Source organism: Methylocystis sp. MJC1 (genome assembly GCF_026427715.1).
In the GTDB taxonomy this organism is placed as follows: Bacteria; Pseudomonadota; Alphaproteobacteria; order Rhizobiales; family Beijerinckiaceae; genus Methylocystis.
This window is the reverse complement of record NZ_CP107558.1, coordinates 3,414,041-3,431,093: the sequence shown is the minus strand read 5'-3', so window position 1 is coordinate 3,431,093 and position 17,053 is coordinate 3,414,041. Positions and strand designations below refer to the sequence as shown.

Sequence of the window (17,053 nt, the reverse complement as noted above, 5' to 3'; positions counted from 1 at the left end):
AGGCTCTCGACATGTCGAATGGCAAGCAGATCACCGTCGAGCAGACGGGCAGCGCGATCGGCCGTCCCGAGCGTCAGCGTAAGACGCTTCTGGGCCTTGGCCTGACCCGCATCGGCCGCAAGCGCCAGCTGGAAGACACCCCGGCTGTGCGCGGCATGATCGCCAAGGTGGCGCATCTCGTCAAAATCGTCGACGAGAAGTGAGGACGCGGCAATGAAACTCAACGAAATCTCGGACAATCCGGGCTCCAGCAAGAACCGGATGCGCGTTGGCCGCGGCATTGGCTCGGGCAAGGGCAAGACCGGCGGACGCGGCGTCAAGGGCCAGAAGGCCCGCACCGGCGTCGCCATCAAGGGCTTCGAAGGCGGTCAGATGCCGTTGCATCGCCGCCTGCCGAAGCGCGGCTTCCATAACCCGTTCCCGACGGACTACAACGAAATCAACGTCGGGCGGATCCAGCAGGCGGTCGAGGCCGGTAAGCTCGACGCGAGCACGCCGGTGACGGTTGAAGCGCTGATCGCAGCCGGCCTGGTGGCCAAGGCGCGCGACGGCGTCAAGATCCTCGGCCAGGGCGAGATCAAGACCAAGCTCGCCTTCGAAGTCGCCGCCGCCTCCAAGGGCGCAATCGCGGCGATCGAGGGTGCCGGTGGATCGGTGAAGCTCCTCTCGGGCGACGCCGCGACGGCCTAAAGCCATGTTTTTAAGCGGCCGCTCTCGCAAGAGCGGCCGCTCTGCCTTATAGAAGCGTCACCAATCGCGCGCGCGATAGGCGGCCGCCGCCTCCGCGCTCACAAACAAAAAAGCGCCAAAAAGAACCGGCGCGACAAAGGGGAGTTTCTCCATGGCATCGGCAGCCGAGCAGCTCGCGGCCAACGTCAATCTCTCCGCCTTCGGCAAATCCGAGGAACTCAAGAAGCGCATCCTGTTCACGCTTGGCGCGCTGATTGTTTACCGTCTCGGCACCTATGTGCCGCTGCCGGGCATCGACCCGGAAGCCTTCGCGAAGAGCTTCTTCGGTCAGTCGAAGGGCATGCTGGAGCTTTTCAACATGTTCGCCGGCGGCGCCGTGCAGCGTCGCGCGATCTTCGCTCTCAACATCATGCCGTATATTTCGGCGTCGATCATCATTCAGCTCCTGACCTCGGTCTTTCCGTCGCTCGAATCGCTGAAGAAGGAGGGCGAGCAGGGGCGCAAGGTTCTCAACCAATACACCCGCTATCTCACCGTCGCGCTCGCCACCTTCCAGGCCTACGCCATGGCGATCGGCCTCGAAGGACAGCAGGGCGTCGTGACGGAGCCCGGCCTCTTCTTCCGCGTTACGACGGTCGTGACGCTGGTCGGCGGCACCATGTTCCTGATGTGGCTCGGCGAGCAGATCACCTCGCGTGGCATCGGCAACGGCTCGTCGCTCATCATCTTTGCGGGTATCGTCGCAGCCTTCCCTTCCGCGATCGTGTCGACCCTCGAACTCGGCCGCCAGGGCGCGATCTCGACCGGCATCATCCTCGGCGTCATTGCGATGTCCTTCCTGGTGATCGGCTTCATCGTCTTCATGGAGCGCGCCCAGCGCCGCCTGCTGATCACCTATCCCAAGCGCCAGCATGGCAACCGCGTCTATGAAGGCCAGACGTCATTCCTGCCGTTGAAGCTCAACACGGCCGGCGTCATTCCGCCGATCTTTGCGTCATCGCTGCTGCTGCTGCCCACGACGGTGGCGAACTTCTACCAGTCGACTGGCTCGGACAGCATTTTCGCGACGATCTCCGCCTATTTCGGCCACGGGCGTCCGCTCTATATGCTGGCCTACGTCGGCCTCATCGTCTTCTTCGCGTTCTTCTATACGGCCATCGTCTTCAACCCGACGGAGACGGCGGACAATCTCAAGAAGCACGGCGGCTTCATTCCGGGCATTCGTCCGGGCGATCGCACGGCGAAGTTCATCGACGACGTGCTCATGCGCATCACTGTGCTGGGCGCTGCCTATCTCGCCATCATCTGCCTGCTGCCGGAAGGTCTCATCGCTTACGCGAATTTGCCCTTCTATTTCGGCGGCACCTCTTTGCTCATCGTCGTGAGCGTGACCATGGACACGGTCTCCCAAATCCACGGTCATATGCAGGCCCAGCAATATGAGGGGCTGATCCGCAAGACCAAGCTCAAGGGGCGTCGTAAATGAGACTCGTCCTTCTCGGCCCTCCGGGCGCCGGCAAGGGAACGCAGTCCGCTCGTCTCGTCGCAAGGCTGGGCGTGCCCCAGCTCTCGACGGGCGACATGCTGCGCGCCGCCGTCGCGGCCGGAACGCCGATCGGCTTGAAGGCCAAGGCGCTGATGGACGCGGGCCAGCTCGTTCCCGACGAGGTGGTGATCGGCATCATCGACCAACGGATCGATGAGCCGGACTGCGCCAACGGCTTCATCCTCGACGGCTTTCCGCGCACTGTCGCGCAGGCGGATGCGCTTCGCGCTCTGCTGGACCGCAAGGGATTGAAGCTCGACGCCGTGCTCGAGCTCGTCGTGGACGAGAATGCGCTCGTCGATCGCATGCGCAAACGCGTTGACGAGACGCTCGCGGCCGGCAAACCGGTTCGCGCCGACGACAATCCGGAAAGCTTCAAGACGCGGCTCAACACATATCGGGCTCAGACGGCTCCGGTCTCGGCGCATTACGCCGGACGCGGAGAGCTGAAGCGGATCGACGGCATGTTGCCGATCGACGAGGTCACGGCGGCGATCGACAGATCACTCGCCGCCTGATAGAAAAGCCTCAAGAAATAAGACATCGGCCCGGCTCTGCCGGGCCGATGCTTTTTGTCCCTCCTGACAAACCCGGAAACTTCACGGATGGAAGCAAAGTCATTTTGCGGCCTCGACTTCGGCACGTCCAATTCGACCGTCGCCGTCGAGGGGGCGCAGGGAATGGAGCTCGCGCGGCTCGAAGGGGAGAGCCGCACATTGCCGAGCTCGATCTTTTTCGATTTTTCGGACGGTTCGCCCATCTTTGGCCGCGCGGCGATCAAGGCTTATGTCGACGGCGTCGAGGGCCGCTTGATGAGAAGCCTCAAGTCTGTGCTGGGCACGGCGCTAATGGACGAGACGACCCGCATCAAGACCAAGGCATATACGTTCAAAGACATTATCGGGCTCATCGTCGGCAGGTTGAAAGACGCCGCCGACGCCGTTGCTTGCGACGACGTGACCGAGGTCGTGCTCGGCCGCCCTGTGCATTTCGTCGACAACGATCCCGCCGCCGACCGCCGAGCGCAGGATGCGCTCGAGGAAATCGCGCGGGCTCGGGGTTTCCGTGACATCGCTTTCCAGTATGAGCCCATCGCCGCGGCGCTCGCCTATGAGCAGAGCGTGCGGGAGGAGCAATATGCGCTGATCGCCGACATCGGCGGCGGCACGTCCGATTTTTCGGTCGTGCGCGTTTCGCCCCAGGCGCGTCTGCGCGCGGACAGGGCAGGGGACGTTCTCGCCAATAAGGGCGTGCATATCGGCGGCACGGATATCGATCGCTTGTTCAGTTTGAAGTCCGTCATGCCGCATCTGGGCCTCGGGAGCGAGATGCGCCTGCCTTTCGGCGACAAGGTGTTGCCTGCCCCAAACGCCTTTTTCGTCGATCTCGCCACCTGGCACCGGATCAATCTCCTCTATACGCCCAAGGTTTCCCGGGAGCTCGAGGAAATGGAGCGCTATTCGCTCTCGCCCGAGAAGATCGAGCGTCTTGCGGAGGTGATCGAAACGCGCCGCGGCCACTCGATCGCGCTGTCGGTCGAGCATGCCAAGATCGAGCTTTCGGGAGCGGACTCCGCTTTGATCGATCTTGCAGAAGTCCAACGTGATTTTTCAATCGAGGCCACCGCTGAACTGCTCCATCAAGCGATCGCCGATCAACTGGGCTCCCTGTCTCGCACGCTGAAGGAAACCCTCGTCGCCTCGGGTCTGTCTGGCGAGCGCATCGACGCGGTCTTCCTCACCGGCGGCTCTACTGCGATTCCCGCCGTGCGCGCGGCCGTCACCGGCCAGACGCCATCGGCCAAAATCGTCGAAGGCGACATGTTCGGCGCCGTCGGTCTCGGCTTGGGGCTGGACGCGCGGCGAAAATTCGGGTCTGATGGTTTGCGTCGCAGCGCTTGAGTCCCCCGAGGGAAGAAAATCGCGTCTCCCTTGCTGGTTTTGCTTGACTCGCGCACGATCGCTGGCTATCGCCTGACTTCCGACGAAAATTCGAGGGAAGTTCTCTCCGGAGGGCTTCCGTTTTTGCGTTTCGGACAATCCGAATCACCCGCAAGGGCCGGCCTCCACCGGACGCGGGGTCCCTTCGGCGGCGCCGCATGGCTGTCGCCCGAAAATGGAGAAAATCGTGGCACGTATCGCAGGCGTCAACATCCCGACCAACAAGCGCGTCGTTATCGCGCTTCAGTATATTCACGGCATCGGCGCCAAGAAGGCCGAGGAAATCTGCGAGAAGGTCAACATCCCGGCCGAGCGCCGCGTGGCCCAGCTCACCGACGCGGAAGTCCTGCAGATCCGCGAGACGATCGACCGCGATTATCTCGTCGAGGGCGATCTGCGTCGTGAAGTTGCCATCAACATCAAGCGCCTGATGGATCTCGGCTGCTACCGCGGCCTGCGTCACCGCCGCCAGCTGCCGGTTCGCGGCCAGCGCACCCATACCAACGCCCGCACCCGCAAGGGCAAGGCGAAGCCGATCGCCGGCAAGAAGAAGTAATCGGGCAGTCGCTCATCAGGGTTCGGTAGTCGCGCTCGTCGCACTGCCGAGTTCATCGTCGACCGCACCGAAGGTGGAGCCGCTGGCGTTACGGCGGCGTCGATATCGAAAGGCAAGAGTTAAATGGCCAAGGACACTACCCGCGTTCGTCGCCGTGAGCGCAAGAACATCGTCTCCGGCGTCGCGCATGTGAACTCGACGTTCAACAACACTATGATCACCATCACCGACGCTCAGGGCAATACTGTGTCGTGGTCGTCGGCCGGCTCGATGGGCTTCAAGGGCTCGCGCAAATCGACCCCCTACGCCGCGCAAATGGCCGCCGAGGACGCCGCCCGCAAGGCCGGCGAGCATGGCGTGCGCACGCTCGAAGTCGAGGTCTCGGGCCCCGGTTCGGGCCGTGAATCGGCGCTGCGCGCGTTGCAGGCGGCGGGCTTCACCGTCACCTCGATCCGCGACGTGACGCCGATCCCGCACAACGGCTGCCGCCCGCGCAAGCGCCGCCGCGTCTGACGCTGCGGCAATAGAAGCCTGCTTTCAATCGAGCATATTTCGCGCGGCCCCGGCTCCTCCCGCCGGAGCCGCGTTCAGGAGCTTCAAGGAAAGGCGCCCCAGTGAGCATCCAGAAGAACTGGCAGGAACTCATCAAGCCGAACAAGCTCGACGTTACGCCCGGCGACGATCCGCGCCGCGTGGCGACAGCCGTCGCCGAGCCGCTGGAGCGGGGCTTCGGCGTGACGCTCGGCAACGCCCTGCGCCGCATTCTTCTCTCGTCGCTGCAGGGCGCGGCGATCACCTCGATTCACATTGACGGGGTGCTCCACGAATTCTCGTCGATTCCCGGCGTGCGCGAGGACATCACCGACATCGTCCTCAACATCAAGGACATCGCCGTCAAATATCAGGGCGAGGGCCTGAAGCGCCTCACGCTCAAGAAGACGGGCCCGGGCATCGTCACCGCCGGCGACATTCAGGCGACTGGCGACGTTCAGGTTCTCAACCCCGACCTCGTCATTTGCACGCTCGACGAGGGCGCTGAGTTCCGCGTCGAATTCACCATTTCGACTGGCAAGGGTTATGTCCCGGCCGACCGCAACCGCGCCGAGGACGCGCCGATCGGGCTCATTCCGGTCGACAGCCTCTACTCGCCGGTGAAGAAGGTCAGCTATCGCGTCGAGAACACCCGCGAAGGCCAGGTGCTCGACTATGACAAGCTGACGCTGACCATCGAGACGAATGGCGCGATCACGCCGGAAGACGCGCTCGCCTTTTCGGCGCGCATCCTACAGGATCAGCTCAACGTCTTCGTCAATTTCGAGGAGCCGCGCCGCGAAGAGGCCGCCCCGTCGATCCCGCAGCTCGCCTTCAACCCGGCTCTGCTGAAGAAGGTCGACGAGCTGGAGCTCTCGGTGCGCTCGGCGAACTGCCTGAAGAACGACAATATCGTTTATATCGGCGACCTCATCCAGAAGTCCGAGGCGGAAATGCTCCGGACCCCGAACTTCGGCCGCAAGTCCTTGAACGAGATCAAGGAAGTCCTCGCACAGATGGGCTTGCATCTGGGCATGGAAGTCCCCGGCTGGCCGCCGGAGAACATCGACGATCTCGCCAAGCGGTTCGAGGAGCATTATTGAGTTTCCTCCCTTCTCCCGCGAGCGGGAGAAGCTGTCGCCACGAAGTGACGACGGATGAGGGCCCTCACCCCTGCTAATGCAGGGGCTGCCCTCTCCCGAAAGCGGGAGAGGGAAATAAGGAGACGGCCGTACCTTGGCACGGCGGCCGCATAACCAACGGAGAGCCAAATGTATCACGGTCACAAGAAGCGCCGGTTCGGCCGCACCCATGAGCACCGCAAGGCCATGTTCGCGAATATGGCGCAGGCGCTCATCAAGCATGAGCTGATCATCACCACCCTTCCGAAGGCGAAGGATCTCCGCCCGGTGGTCGAAAAGCTTGTGACGCTCGGCAAGCGCGGCGATCTGCACGCCCGCCGTCAGGCGATCGCCCAGATCAAGGACGTCAAGCTCGTCGCGAAGCTCTTCGACGTGCTCGGCCCGCGCTACAAGGAGCGTAACGGCGGCTATACCCGTGTCCTGAAGGCGGGCTTCCGCTATGGCGACAATGCGCCGATGGCCGTCATCGAATTCGTCGACCGCGACGTCAACGCGCGGGGCCAGGACTCCGGCCAGGTTCCTGGCGAAGACGAGGCGGAGTAAAGCCATGAAAGCAATCGGCGCGGAATCGGGTTTCGTTTCCGGCGCGCCGAAGCTTCTGCTGAGACTCGAAGGGGCGGCGCTTATGGCGGCCGCCCTTTTTTATTATGCGCAGGCTGGCGGCGATTGGGGGCGTTTCGCGCTTCTCTTCCTCGCGCCCGACCTTTCGCTTTTCGCTTATCTCGCCGGGCCGCGCCCAGGGGCGATCCTATACAACATCGCCCATACGACGATCGGCCCGCTCGCCTATGGCGCCTTGGGGGCGGCGACGGGACAGCCGTTGCTGATGCAGCTCGCGGCGATCCACTTGGCCCATATCGGCTTCGATCGGCTGCTGGGCTTCGGGCTCAAATATGGCGTAAACTTCTCCGCGACGCATCTTGGTCCCGTTGGTCGGGCGGCGTCTCGGACCGCGAGCCTTCAGGCTCGCCTGTAAGCGCGCCCAAAGGCGCGCGGTCCATGCCGCGCATCCTCGCGGCCGCCAGAATTCATGCTTATATACGGCTCCGTTCGATTCTCTTGCCGGAGCGGCTGATGCGCCTCGATCTGCGCCACCTTATTTTTGCAGCCCTTGCCTGCGCGGCCGGCGTCAACGCGGCCTATATTGAACGCGCAGCGGAGCCCGCGACGGCGGTTGCGCAGACGCCCGTGGTCGAGGGAAGCGTCGTTCCGAAAAGCCGCGCGGAGATCACGCTTTCCTTCGCCCCGGTCGTCAAAAAGGCCCAGCCGGCGGTCGTCAACGTCTTCGCCTCGCGTGTCGAGCGCATGCCGGCCAATCCCTTCCTCGACGACCCGATCTTCCGCCGCTTCTTCGGCGAGGGGGGCGGCATGCCGGGCCGCTCCAATACGGCGCAGTCGCTCGGCTCCGGCGTCATCGTCGATCCTGCCGGGCTTGTCGTGACCAATAATCACGTCATCGAAGGCATGACAGACGTGAAGGTCGCGCTCGCCGACAAGCGCGAGATCCCCGCCAAAATCCTGCTGCGCGATCCCCGAACCGACCTCGCCGTGCTGAAGCTCACGGAGGGGGCCAACTTCCCGACCATGGAGCTTGGCGATTCCGACGCGCTCGAGGTCGGCGATCTGGCGCTCGCGATTGGCAATCCCTTCGGCGTCGGCCAGACTGTCACGCAGGGCATCGTCTCAGCGCTGGCGCGCACCCATGTCGGCATTTCCGACTATGGCTTCTTCATCCAGACGGACGCAGCCATCAATCCCGGCAATTCGGGCGGTCCGCTTGTCGACATGAACGCCCGCGTCGTCGGCATCAATTCGGCGATCTTCTCGAAGTCCGGCGGCTCGATCGGCATCGGCTTTGCGATCCCGGTCAATATGGTCAAAAGCGTGCTGCTCGCGGCCAAGGGCGGCGGCAAGATGGTCAAGCGTCCCTGGCTGGGGGCGACGCTGCAAAGCATTTCCCAGGAGATCGCCGAAGGGTTGGGACTGGATCGCCCGACCGGCGCGCTGCTTGCCGACATGGATCCCAAGGGGCCGGCGGCCGACGCCGGGCTGAAGCGCGGCGACGTCATCGTGTCGGTCGATGGTCAAACGGCGGACGACCCCGAGGCCGTCGGCTATCGTCTCGGCACCAAGCCGGTCGGCGGGCAGGTCACGCTCGGCGTGCTCCGCGGCGGCAAAAAGATCGTCGCGCAAATGCGCCTGACCCCAGCGCCCGAGACGCCGGCGCGTGACAGCGTCAAGCTCAAGGGCCAATCGCCTTTCACCGGCGCGACAGTGGTCAATATTTCTCCGGCGGTCATCGAGGAAATGTCGGTGCAGGGCGCCACGAATGGCGTCGTCGTGTCCGAGATCGACGACGGCTCCTTGGCCCAGCAGCTGAATCTGCAGCGCGGCGACATCGTGCTCGCCGTCAACGATCAGAAGATCGACACGACGCGCGATCTCGAAAAGGTGGCGTCTAACCGCGCTTATTACTGGAAGATCACGCTGGCGCGCGGCGGGCAGGTCTTCACCACCGTCGTCGGCGGCTAGGATGAGTGGCGTTTCGATGCTTGTGACGACGATCGATTCGCAGGAGAAGGCGCGCGCTTTGGCGCAAGCCGCTCTCGCCGAAAAGCTCGCCGCCTGCGTGCAGATCACCCAAATCTCCAGCCTCTATGTCTGGGAAGGCGAAAGCCGGGAGGAGGCGGAGTTCCGGCTCGAGATGAAGCACCGGACGCAAGACTACGCCGAGCTCGTCGCTTTGGTGCGTCGCCTTCATAGCTACGCGACGCCGGAGATCATCCGCATCGACGTGGCCGATGTAGAGCCCGCCTACGCCGCCTGGCTGCGCGAGTCGACTCAGCGCGACTGACGAAACGACGTTTCACCCATTGCGGCGCGGGCTTTGCAAACTGCGCCGCCGAGCTTACCTACTGCGCCAAAGCACAGCGCTGCCAGGAGCCAAGAATGACGGCGACTACGGATTATCTGCTCGACCGCCGACGGCTGCGGCGAAAACTCGGTTGGTGGCGCATGGCGGCCATCGCCGCGGCGGCTATCGCCGCGCTCATCGCCGTGGCGCGACTGACGGGCGCCGATTCGCCTGACAAGCTCACGCCCCACATTGCCCGTCTGTCCCTGCAGGGCATGATCACGGGCGACAAGGACACGATCGACCTCATCAAAAAGATCGGGCAATCGAATCAGGCGAAGGCGGTGCTGCTCACGATCGATAGTCCCGGCGGCACGACGACGGGGGCCGAGAAGCTCTACAACGAGCTGCGCCGCCTGGGTGAAAAGAAGCCTGTCGTCGCGGTCGTCGGCACGGTTGCCGCGTCCGGCGCTTATATTGCGGCGCTCGCCACCGACACAATCGTCGCGGAGAGCAACTCGCTCGTCGGCTCGGTCGGCGTCCTGTTTCAGTACCCCAATTTCTACAAGCTTTTGGATTCCGTCGGCGTGAAGGTCGAGGAGGTGAAGTCCTCACCCCTGAAAGCCTCGCCGAACGGCTACGAACCCACAAGCGAGGCGGCGAAGGCGGCCATCGCCAGTCTCGTCACGGACTCCTACGCTTGGTTCAAGGATCTGGTGAAGGAGCGGCGGCGTCTCGACGACGCCGAGCTCGCCAAGGTCGCAGACGGCCGGGTTTTCACAGCGCGTCAGGGCGTGCCGCTCAAGCTCGTGGACGTTATCGGCGGCGAACGCGAGGCGGTCGCCTGGCTCGAGACCAACAAGAACATCGCCAAGGACCTGCCGGTCCGGGACTGGAAGAAGAAATCGAGCATCGAACGTTTAGGGCTCGTGGACAGCGCGGCTGCGCTCGCGAGGGTCGCGGGTCTCGCTTCCTTCGCCGAGATTCTGGAGCAGGCCTCGAGCGCCGAGAGGAGCGCGAGTCTTGACGGTCTTCTGGCGATTTGGCAGGGTTTCGACGCGCGCTGACGCCCAATCGCAGGGCGGTTTTTCATCAGAACAGGACAGTAGATTCACATGATCAAGTCGGAGCTTATTCAGCGAATTGCACGCCGCAACGGTCATCTCTATCAGCGTGACGTGGAGACGATTGTCAGCACGATCCTCGATGAGATCACAGCGGCTCTGGCGCGCGGCGACCGTGTCGAGCTACGCGGCTTTGGCGCTTTCTCCGTCAAGAAGCGGGACGCGCGCACTGGCCGAAACCCGCGCACGGGCGCGCAAGTCTCCGTGCAGGAAAAATCCGTGCCCTTCTTCAAGACGGGCAAGGAGATGCGCGAGCGCCTGAACGAGAATTACCAGGGCTGACGCCATTCGCTGCGCTTTGATGGGGTGCGGCGCAATCATGACGCCGGGCTCCCGCGGCCGATGCGCTGCCGAAAACAGCCGGTGCGCGGTCGACGTTAGGAGGGGCCATGAAATCTGTCCTGCGAATACTTGTCTTCGTTCCTCTGGCGCTGGTCATCCTGTTCTTCTCCATGGCGAATCGCGCGATGGTGAAGATCGGGCTCGATCCTTTCTCGGCCAATCCGGCCGAGGCGCTCTCTGTCGAAGCGCCGATGTATCTCGTGGTCCTCGCCGCGATTGCGATCGGCGTGCTGGCGGGCGGCGTCTCGTCCTGGCTAGGCCATTTGCCCGTGCGCCGCGCGGCCAAGGTCGCCCGCGCCGAAGCCAAGAAGACGAGGCTCGAGATCGAGAAGCTTCGCCAACAGGCGCTTGCAGAATTGCCTGCCGAGTCCAAGGGGGCCAAGCGTTGACGGTTCAACCGAGCCGGAGACGCGCCCCACAAAATCTTGCGGCCAAGACGCTTGAAAAACTGGCCGCACGCCGATATGAGAAATCCGCGCGCCAAGAGCCGCGCATGCCGCAATAGCTCAGCTGGTAGAGCACATCATTCGTAATGATGGGGTCGGGGGTTCGAATCCCTCTTGCGGCACCATAACTCACCGCCCACAAGTCCCCTGAAGACAACAGGGCAACCAATCGGTTTGCGCCCATAGGGTTCGAGCCGAAAACCCATGCACCCGAGGATGTACCCCGGTCCGCGCGCCAATAGCGTGAGCCGACGACGATGCCGTTGCCTTCCTCCCGGGCTCGAGATCAGGCTCGGTTGACGCCAAGGTGCCGGCCCTCGGCGTTCGCTATCCCCAAACGGCCCAGCTTCAAATCCTTTTCAGTTAATAACTTATGCACGCGATCTTCGTAATGTTCGGCCATTTGGCGTCGCACGCCTCCAGCCCGCCGGGCTTGGATACGAGGAACGAAGGCCTTGGGAAGAGAAATTGCCGCTAAATTTGTTCGGCTCTTCCAAGTGCCGACCGATGATATCGAGCTTGTGCGCGCGCAGTTCCATGCTTTCGCCAAGCAAATACCTTTGCTTTATCTTATCCTTGCGATCAACACGCTCGCAGTCGTGTTTACATTCGCGAAGTTCGGTCATCCGTGGATTTCCGTTTACTTGCCGCTTGCCTTGTGTATCGCGGGTCTCGGACGCGGCGTTGCTTGGTGGCGCATCGGCCGCTCCGCCGTCTCCGACGACGTCGTCATCCGTTATATGCAACGCACCAACAAGTTCGCTTTCATATCCTCGATGACGTTCATCGCGTGGGGAATAGCGCTTTTCCCTTATGGCGACGCTTACGCCCAGGGTCAGATCGTGTTTTTCCTCGGCCTGTCGCTGATCAGCGGCGCTTTCTGCCTGATGCATCTTCGATCCGCCGTTTTCAGCCTGACATTGTTCGGCATCGCGCCATTTAGCATCTACTTTTTCTTCGCCGAACAAGGGCATTTCAGATCGGCCGCGATCAATCTTGCGCTCGTTTCCCTTGGCATGATCGTGATCCTGATGATCTACAATCGCGATTTCGCCAATCTCGTCTCGTCGCGCCGCTCCCTGCTCGAAAAGCAGGAAGAGACACAGCGTCTCAGCGAAGAGAATCTTCGACTCGCCAATCTCGACGCGTTGAGCGGATTGCCGAACCGTCGAGCGCTCATGTCGCAACTCGAGGCGATACATCAGGCAACCGGGAAAGCGAATACGCAGACCGCGGTGATATTCGTCGATCTGGACGGCTTCAAAGACGTCAACGACACCTACGGTCACGAAACGGGCGACAAGGTGATCAAGATCGTCGCGCGTGAATTCCAGAGCTTGCTGCCTGAAGGCGCTGTGCTGGCGCGCCTCGGCGGCGACGAGTTTGCGGGGCTGATTTCGGGCAGCGACGCGGCGGAACAGGCGGATATGTTCGCGGCGCGTGTCGTGTCGAGCCTCAATGAGCCGATCCGGATCAGAGAGCGCGCCATCCAAATCGGGGCCAGCGTCGGCATCGCCTGCGCCGCGCAAGGCGCGTGTGACGCCAGGGAATTGTTTCGTCGGGCCGATGCGGCCATGTACGACGTGAAAGCAAATGGCAAAGCAGACGTAAGGGTCTACTCTGCCGCACTCGACGCAGCACGTCAGAGACAGCAGGAACTCGAAGCACAAATCCGGCAAGGACTGATCGAAGGACAATTCGACGTCTTCTATCAGCCGATCGTCGACGCCGACAGGAAAGAGATCGTCTCCGTCGAGGCGCTGTTGCGATGGCCGCGCCGTCTGGCCGGTCCCATCGGTCCCGATCAGTTCATTTCCGTCGCCGAGGCGAGCGGCTTGATCAATCCCCTGGGCCTTTTAGTTCTGCGGCGGGCCTGCCGGGACATTCTCGAGGCCAAAGTAAAGCTCAGCGTCAATGTTTCCCCGGCGCAGTTCCGCGATCCCGACTTCGAAGCGAAGATCGCCGCCGTTCTCGCCGAAACAGATTTTCCCGCGGAGCGCCTCGAGTTCGAACTGACCGAGGGCTATCTGATCGATCACCCAGAGCGCGCCATGGCGGTGATCTCATCGCTCAAAGGCATGGGCATTTCGATCGCCTTGGACGACTTCGGCACCGGCTACACGAGCATCTCCTACCTGCAACGATATGGGTTCGACAGGATCAAGATCGACAAGTCTCTCGCCGGTCAGATCGCGACCGACAAAAGAGCCGGCGTGCTCGTCGCCGGCGCGGTCTACATGGCAAATGGATTGGACATGGCGGTAACGGCCGAGGGGGTCGAGACGGAAGAACAAGCGAACATGTTGCGGTTGGCCGGTTGTCAGTGCTTGCAAGGGTTCCGGTATAGCGAACCAAAACCAATCGATGAGATAAGAGATCTGCTGACCGAACGAAGCAGGGACGTGGCCGCCTGATGTAATACTTTGGCGGCCTCGGAGACAGCTGGCTGAATCTAAATTCTACTTGCGTCGCCGGCTTTGGCTATTCGTCAACGACGAGGCAAGCGGCTTTGGCGCGGCTGGTCTTCCCTGCCATGGCAGCGCGAGTGTCCGCTTCACCCCCGCTGCCTCGAGGATGAAACTGCGATCGCCGTACGTAGTTCGACGAATGAGATGATTTGTCGCGTTGCGGTCGGCCTAGCTGTCATGCACCTATCATATTGTCGCGCCTGCCGAACTTTTCCGAAGCCTGCTTCCGGGGCCCCAACGGCTCCGAGGCGAACAAAGCATCCGGAATGGCTCCGGCGGGCGCTGCAACCAACTGCGGCTTGCGGAGCGCCGCTTGGATATGCCCGCCTCAGCGGCTTTAACTGGCCGGCGCCTTTTCGACGGGCAGCACCACAGTAAAAACAGCTCCCCCGCCAGGATTAGGCTCGGCCCATATTTGCCCTTCATGCTCCTCGACGATCGAGCGCGTGATCGAGAGCCCGACGCCCAGCCCTCGGGACTTCGTCGTCATCAAGGGCTCGAATAGCTTTGTCTTGATCGCGGGGGAAATCCCGACGCCTGTGTCCGCGAAGTCGATGCGAATCGCATTATCGCTGGTCGCTCGGGAGGATATGGCGAGCGCGCGCTCGGGGCTCGATTCCATGGCGTCGAACGCATTGCTGATGAGATTGGTGAAGATCTGTCGCATCTCCACGGGGTTGGCCAGGACAAGATCATCGGCAGCCTTGAGATTTGCGTCGATTCGGATGCCGGCGTTTTCCTGCCGTCTGCGATTGGCTTGGATCACGTCCTGGATCGTCTCGTGCAAGTGCAAGGGCTTTCTCTCAGCTTTGCGGTTTGTGATCGAGTCTCGCAAGTGGACGATAATCTGGTGAACGTTTTCCAGTTGCGTAGCAGCGTCTCGTAGCGGTTGCGCGATTGGAACAGGCCTCTTCTCCGCTGGGACCAGCAAAAGACGCTCCGCCGACTGGATATAGGCAGCCGCCGCAGCGAGCGGCTGGCTGATTTCATGGGCCAGTCCTGCCGCCATTTCAGCGAGAGCGCCCAGGTTTTTTGCGCTCGCGCTCGCCTTCTCCTCGGCGGCGATCTGCGTCGCGACCAGGGTCCTCAGCTCTTTGGCGTAGTTGAACGAACCGAGAAAGAGAATGGTCGAATAAACGGCGAGAACGACCGCCATCAGGACATGATCGCGATCGCCGACTTGGAGCAGTGCAATGAGGGCTCCAATCGCGATCGGGCCCGAGAAGGCGATCGCCGCGACCGGCAAGCTGGCCATCACGAAGACGCCGCCACCGAGCATCCCGGAGCTCAAGCACGTAATCAGAAGCTTGCCGCCGAGACTCGCGTCGCCGAAAAACAGCAAGGGGAGCGCGGCCCAGGCCGAGCCGAGCGCGAGTGCATAGAGCAGCAGCCGTCGCACGCCCCGGCGGCGGCGCGCAACGCCCCTTGCCGCTGCGCGCCGCATCCATTGCCGCAGAACCATGACGCTTACGATCGACCAGATGAGAGTCGCCCACCCGAGGGCCAGAAGAAATTTCTCAGTGCCCCAGCTTGCGATCGCGAAGACGAACGCGTTGCAGACGTTGGCGAGCATAACTACCGGGAAATGGCGCATAAGCGCCGATAGTTGCTCCGCTCGCAACCGTTCAGAACATCGATCCAAATCCGAAGCCCTCTTCAGGTTGGCGGCAGCGCCGCTCGACCGATTCCCCGCGTTCGACTTCTAGGCGGCCTCCGTCATCACTCTGAATGGAGGCAAAACGCTGATCCGGACACGCAAGTTCGTGTTCTCGATGGACTAACGCTGAATTTTCATCTGGTTGTCGCTCGCCCTTTCCGTTTTGGGCGAGCAGATGAACCGGAAGTCCGGCTTACAGCTCGGGAGGGAGGCGTCTTCCGGGCCCGATATCCCAGGCCGAACCACATCCGACCGGCTTTCGGGCGGTCTTACGCAGGGGCGCTCCTACGCGCTGCGCGCGCGCATTCCACGGCCACAGAGCGCATGGCGTGGCTGGGGCGGCGGTGAGATTCGTCGCAGAGGTGGCGAGCGGGTTTGTCGACCAGTCCAGGGTGGGGTCGTCGACCGGGGGCAGGGACAGCGGATTTGGCCGTCTGGCGGCATAGGAGCCGCAAAAAGAAAAGGCCCGGCGTTAGCCGGGCCATCTCTTACTTCACGAACAAGAAACTGGAGTTGTTCGCTCAGTATTTCGCCACGACCGGAGCGGGGGCGCCCCAGTTGAAGTGGTAATTCAGGCCCGCGCGGACGATGTTGCCGTTGAAGCGGGTCGTGACCTGCGGGAAGGCGGAGCTGTAAGTGCCGCCGGGAACGGCCGACGTCGGGCCGCCGACATTGATCAGCGGGCTAGCGGCCACAGTGACGCGGCCCAGATCATAGTAGAGATACTCGACCTTGGCGGACCAGTTCGGCCAGAACATCCATTCGACGCCGCCGCCAGCCGTCCAGCCGACGCGCGTATCCGAGAACGCCGCGCCGGAGAAATAGCTGTTCGGCAGACTCGGATCCCGGAGTTCCGTGCCGACGGAGCCGTAGTTCAGGCTGACGCCGCCGTAAGCAAGGCCGCCCGTGCCATAAACCAACAGGGTCGGCGTGGCCAACCAGCCGAGACGACCGCGCACCGTTCCGATGTAATCGAGCGAACGCGACACGGAGGTCGTCTGGACCAGCAGATTGACGAAGTTCGGGTTCTGGAGCGCGGCCGACGAGGTCGTGTTGCGGCGCGACGAGGCGATGCCCTGAATGTCGGCTTCGATGCCGACCAGGAAGCTGTTGTAGAACTGCCAGTTGTAGCCAACCTGGCCGCCGCCGATGAAGCCGCCCTGGTTTCCAGAGTTGAGATTGCCGGAAGAAACCGCGGCCAGGAGCTGGCTGGAGTTCGGAACAGCGGCGCAGCCGGGGAACCCGGGATTACACGCGCCCGGGAAAGACGCATAAGAAATAGTATTGCTGTTGGACCAGGTGCCGCCAGCGTTCAGGCCGACGTAGAAGCCCGTCCACAGCGGCGGCGGGGGCGGCGGCGGAAGGAGCGGCGGGCCTTTGCGCGAGGGGAGGTCGGCGGCGAGCGCCGACCCGACGGTCATCGTCAGGGCAAGAGCCGAAAGAGCAATTTTCTGCATTTGTCTTTGATCCCAATTTGCAGGCGACGGTAAATCGGCCTAACACAAACGAAACAGCCAATAACTCAAAAAGTCCTTGCTCTTGGTCAAACCGGTCGACATTCGCGGTCGCTGCGGTACTTGTGCAACATAAATTGACACTGGACGCCCGCTGAAAGCGGCCCTTCCTAGGTCCAGCCGGGTCGGGCCCTTTCGTCATAAGCGGGCCCTGTCAGTCGCCGATTCGCCGAAAAGAACTGAAATCTGACAAAATCTGCCATGCAGGCGAGGGCGCCGCCGCGCGACGATTACTCAGTGCTG

Annotated in this window: 18 protein-coding genes and 1 tRNA gene; 17 read left to right on the top strand and 2 right to left on the bottom strand. The window is 62.4% G+C overall.

Annotated features, from left to right (window positions below; all coding sequences use genetic code 11):
• The first annotated feature begins 11 nt into the window (after window positions 1-11).
• The 17 genes from rpmD (at window position 12) to OGR47_RS16415 (ending at window position 13,585) form a co-directional block, all read left to right on the top strand.
• Window positions 12-203: a 50S ribosomal protein L30 gene (rpmD, locus tag OGR47_RS16495; RefSeq protein WP_165055013.1), complete on the top strand. Its 192-nt coding sequence runs from the start codon at window positions 12-14 to the stop codon at window positions 201-203.
• A 10-nt stretch (window positions 204-213) separates the two neighbouring features.
• A complete protein-coding gene (gene rplO, locus OGR47_RS16490) occupies window positions 214-690 on the top strand; it encodes a 50S ribosomal protein L15 (protein ID WP_165055015.1) in 477 nt (158 codons plus the stop codon).
• A 151-nt stretch (window positions 691-841) separates the two neighbouring features.
• Window positions 842-2,176, top strand: a complete 1,335-nt coding sequence (gene secY / locus OGR47_RS16485; protein ID WP_165055017.1) for a preprotein translocase subunit SecY — start codon at window positions 842-844, stop codon at window positions 2,174-2,176.
• Window positions 2,173-2,754 carry an adenylate kinase gene (locus OGR47_RS16480; protein ID WP_165055018.1) on the top strand — a complete coding sequence of 194 codons (582 nt, stop codon included), beginning with the start codon at window positions 2,173-2,175 and terminating at the stop codon, window positions 2,752-2,754. The genes secY and OGR47_RS16480 overlap by 4 nt, the downstream gene beginning before the upstream one ends.
• An 87-nt stretch (window positions 2,755-2,841) precedes the next feature.
• Window positions 2,842-4,137, top strand: coding sequence for an Hsp70 family protein (locus tag OGR47_RS16475; RefSeq protein ID WP_165055020.1), 1,296 nt, complete (start codon window positions 2,842-2,844; stop codon window positions 4,135-4,137).
• Between the two features lie 226 nt (window positions 4,138-4,363).
• On the top strand, window positions 4,364-4,732 hold the full coding sequence (gene rpsM / locus OGR47_RS16470) for a 30S ribosomal protein S13 (protein ID WP_165055022.1): 369 nt from the start codon (window positions 4,364-4,366) through the stop codon (window positions 4,730-4,732).
• 123 nt (window positions 4,733-4,855) lie between these two features.
• Window positions 4,856-5,245 carry a 30S ribosomal protein S11 gene (gene rpsK / locus OGR47_RS16465; RefSeq protein WP_014890740.1) on the top strand — a complete coding sequence of 130 codons (390 nt, stop codon included), beginning with the start codon at window positions 4,856-4,858 and terminating at the stop codon, window positions 5,243-5,245.
• Between the two features lie 101 nt (window positions 5,246-5,346).
• Window positions 5,347-6,366: a DNA-directed RNA polymerase subunit alpha gene (locus OGR47_RS16460; RefSeq protein ID WP_165055024.1), complete on the top strand. Its 1,020-nt coding sequence runs from the start codon at window positions 5,347-5,349 to the stop codon at window positions 6,364-6,366.
• Between the two features lie 168 nt (window positions 6,367-6,534).
• Window positions 6,535-6,948: a 50S ribosomal protein L17 gene (rplQ, locus tag OGR47_RS16455; RefSeq protein WP_165055026.1), complete on the top strand. Its 414-nt coding sequence runs from the start codon at window positions 6,535-6,537 to the stop codon at window positions 6,946-6,948.
• Window positions 6,949-6,952: 4 nt separating this feature from the next.
• Window positions 6,953-7,381 carry a DUF4260 domain-containing protein gene (locus tag OGR47_RS16450; RefSeq protein WP_165055028.1) on the top strand — a complete coding sequence of 143 codons (429 nt, stop codon included), beginning with the start codon at window positions 6,953-6,955 and terminating at the stop codon, window positions 7,379-7,381.
• Window positions 7,382-7,479: 98 nt separating this feature from the next.
• Complete coding sequence (locus OGR47_RS16445; protein ID WP_165055156.1) at window positions 7,480-8,937, top strand: DegQ family serine endoprotease; 1,458 nt, start codon at window positions 7,480-7,482, stop codon at window positions 8,935-8,937.
• Between the two features lies 1 nt (window position 8,938).
• Entirely contained in the window at window positions 8,939-9,259 is a 321-nt protein-coding gene (gene cutA / locus OGR47_RS16440) for a divalent-cation tolerance protein CutA (protein WP_165055030.1), read from the top strand.
• Window positions 9,260-9,354: 95 nt separating this feature from the next.
• The gene (gene sppA / locus OGR47_RS16435; RefSeq protein ID WP_165055032.1) at window positions 9,355-10,326 is read left to right on the top strand and encodes a signal peptide peptidase SppA; all 972 of its coding nucleotides are present in this window, start codon (window positions 9,355-9,357) and stop codon (window positions 10,324-10,326) included.
• Between the two features lie 48 nt (window positions 10,327-10,374).
• Window positions 10,375-10,665, top strand: coding sequence for an integration host factor subunit beta (gene ihfB / locus OGR47_RS16430; RefSeq protein ID WP_036285063.1), 291 nt, complete (start codon window positions 10,375-10,377; stop codon window positions 10,663-10,665).
• A gap of 107 nt (window positions 10,666-10,772) precedes the next feature.
• A complete protein-coding gene (locus OGR47_RS16425) occupies window positions 10,773-11,114 on the top strand; it encodes a LapA family protein (protein WP_165055034.1) in 342 nt (113 codons plus the stop codon).
• Window positions 11,115-11,220: 106 nt separating this feature from the next.
• Window positions 11,221-11,296: transfer RNA gene (locus OGR47_RS16420), tRNA-Thr, on the top strand.
• A 372-nt stretch (window positions 11,297-11,668) separates the two neighbouring features.
• Window positions 11,669-13,585 (top strand): putative bifunctional diguanylate cyclase/phosphodiesterase, encoded by a 1,917-nt coding sequence (locus OGR47_RS16415; protein WP_165055036.1) that lies wholly within the window; start codon window positions 11,669-11,671, stop codon window positions 13,583-13,585.
• A 391-nt stretch (window positions 13,586-13,976) separates the two neighbouring features.
• On the opposite strand, the gene OGR47_RS16410 is transcribed toward OGR47_RS16415, so the two are convergent.
• Window positions 13,977-15,233: a sensor histidine kinase gene (locus OGR47_RS16410; RefSeq protein WP_165055038.1), complete on the bottom strand. Its 1,257-nt coding sequence runs from the start codon at window positions 15,231-15,233 to the stop codon at window positions 13,977-13,979.
• 584 nt (window positions 15,234-15,817) lie between these two features.
• Complete coding sequence (locus tag OGR47_RS16405) at window positions 15,818-16,753, bottom strand: outer membrane protein (protein WP_165055040.1); 936 nt, start codon at window positions 16,751-16,753, stop codon at window positions 15,818-15,820.
• Between the last annotated feature and the right edge of the window lie 300 nt (window positions 16,754-17,053).

Excerpts from the sequence above, each read along its gene's own strand:
- rpmD (WP_165055013.1), top strand. The coding sequence starts at position 12 with ATGTCGAATGGCAAGCAGATCACCGTCGAGCAGACGGGCAGCGCGATC.
- rplO (WP_165055015.1), top strand. The coding sequence starts at position 214 with ATGAAACTCAACGAAATCTCGGACAATCCGGGCTCCAGCAAGAACCGG.
- secY (WP_165055017.1), top strand. The coding sequence starts at position 842 with ATGGCATCGGCAGCCGAGCAGCTCGCGGCCAACGTCAATCTCTCCGCC.
- OGR47_RS16480 (WP_165055018.1), top strand. The coding sequence starts at position 2,173 with ATGAGACTCGTCCTTCTCGGCCCTCCGGGCGCCGGCAAGGGAACGCAG.
- OGR47_RS16475 (WP_165055020.1), top strand. The coding sequence starts at position 2,842 with ATGGAAGCAAAGTCATTTTGCGGCCTCGACTTCGGCACGTCCAATTCG.
- rpsK (WP_014890740.1), top strand. The coding sequence starts at position 4,856 with ATGGCCAAGGACACTACCCGCGTTCGTCGCCGTGAGCGCAAGAACATC.
- rplQ (WP_165055026.1), top strand. The coding sequence starts at position 6,535 with ATGTATCACGGTCACAAGAAGCGCCGGTTCGGCCGCACCCATGAGCAC.
- OGR47_RS16450 (WP_165055028.1), top strand. The coding sequence starts at position 6,953 with ATGAAAGCAATCGGCGCGGAATCGGGTTTCGTTTCCGGCGCGCCGAAG.
- OGR47_RS16445 (WP_165055156.1), top strand. The coding sequence starts at position 7,480 with ATGCGCCTCGATCTGCGCCACCTTATTTTTGCAGCCCTTGCCTGCGCG.
- cutA (WP_165055030.1), top strand. The coding sequence starts at position 8,939 with ATGAGTGGCGTTTCGATGCTTGTGACGACGATCGATTCGCAGGAGAAG.
- sppA (WP_165055032.1), top strand. The coding sequence starts at position 9,355 with ATGACGGCGACTACGGATTATCTGCTCGACCGCCGACGGCTGCGGCGA.
- ihfB (WP_036285063.1), top strand. The coding sequence starts at position 10,375 with ATGATCAAGTCGGAGCTTATTCAGCGAATTGCACGCCGCAACGGTCAT.
- OGR47_RS16425 (WP_165055034.1), top strand. The coding sequence starts at position 10,773 with ATGAAATCTGTCCTGCGAATACTTGTCTTCGTTCCTCTGGCGCTGGTC.
- OGR47_RS16410 (WP_165055038.1), bottom strand. The coding sequence starts at position 15,233 with ATGCGCCATTTCCCGGTAGTTATGCTCGCCAACGTCTGCAACGCGTTC.
- OGR47_RS16405 (WP_165055040.1), bottom strand. The coding sequence starts at position 16,753 with ATGCAGAAAATTGCTCTTTCGGCTCTTGCCCTGACGATGACCGTCGGG.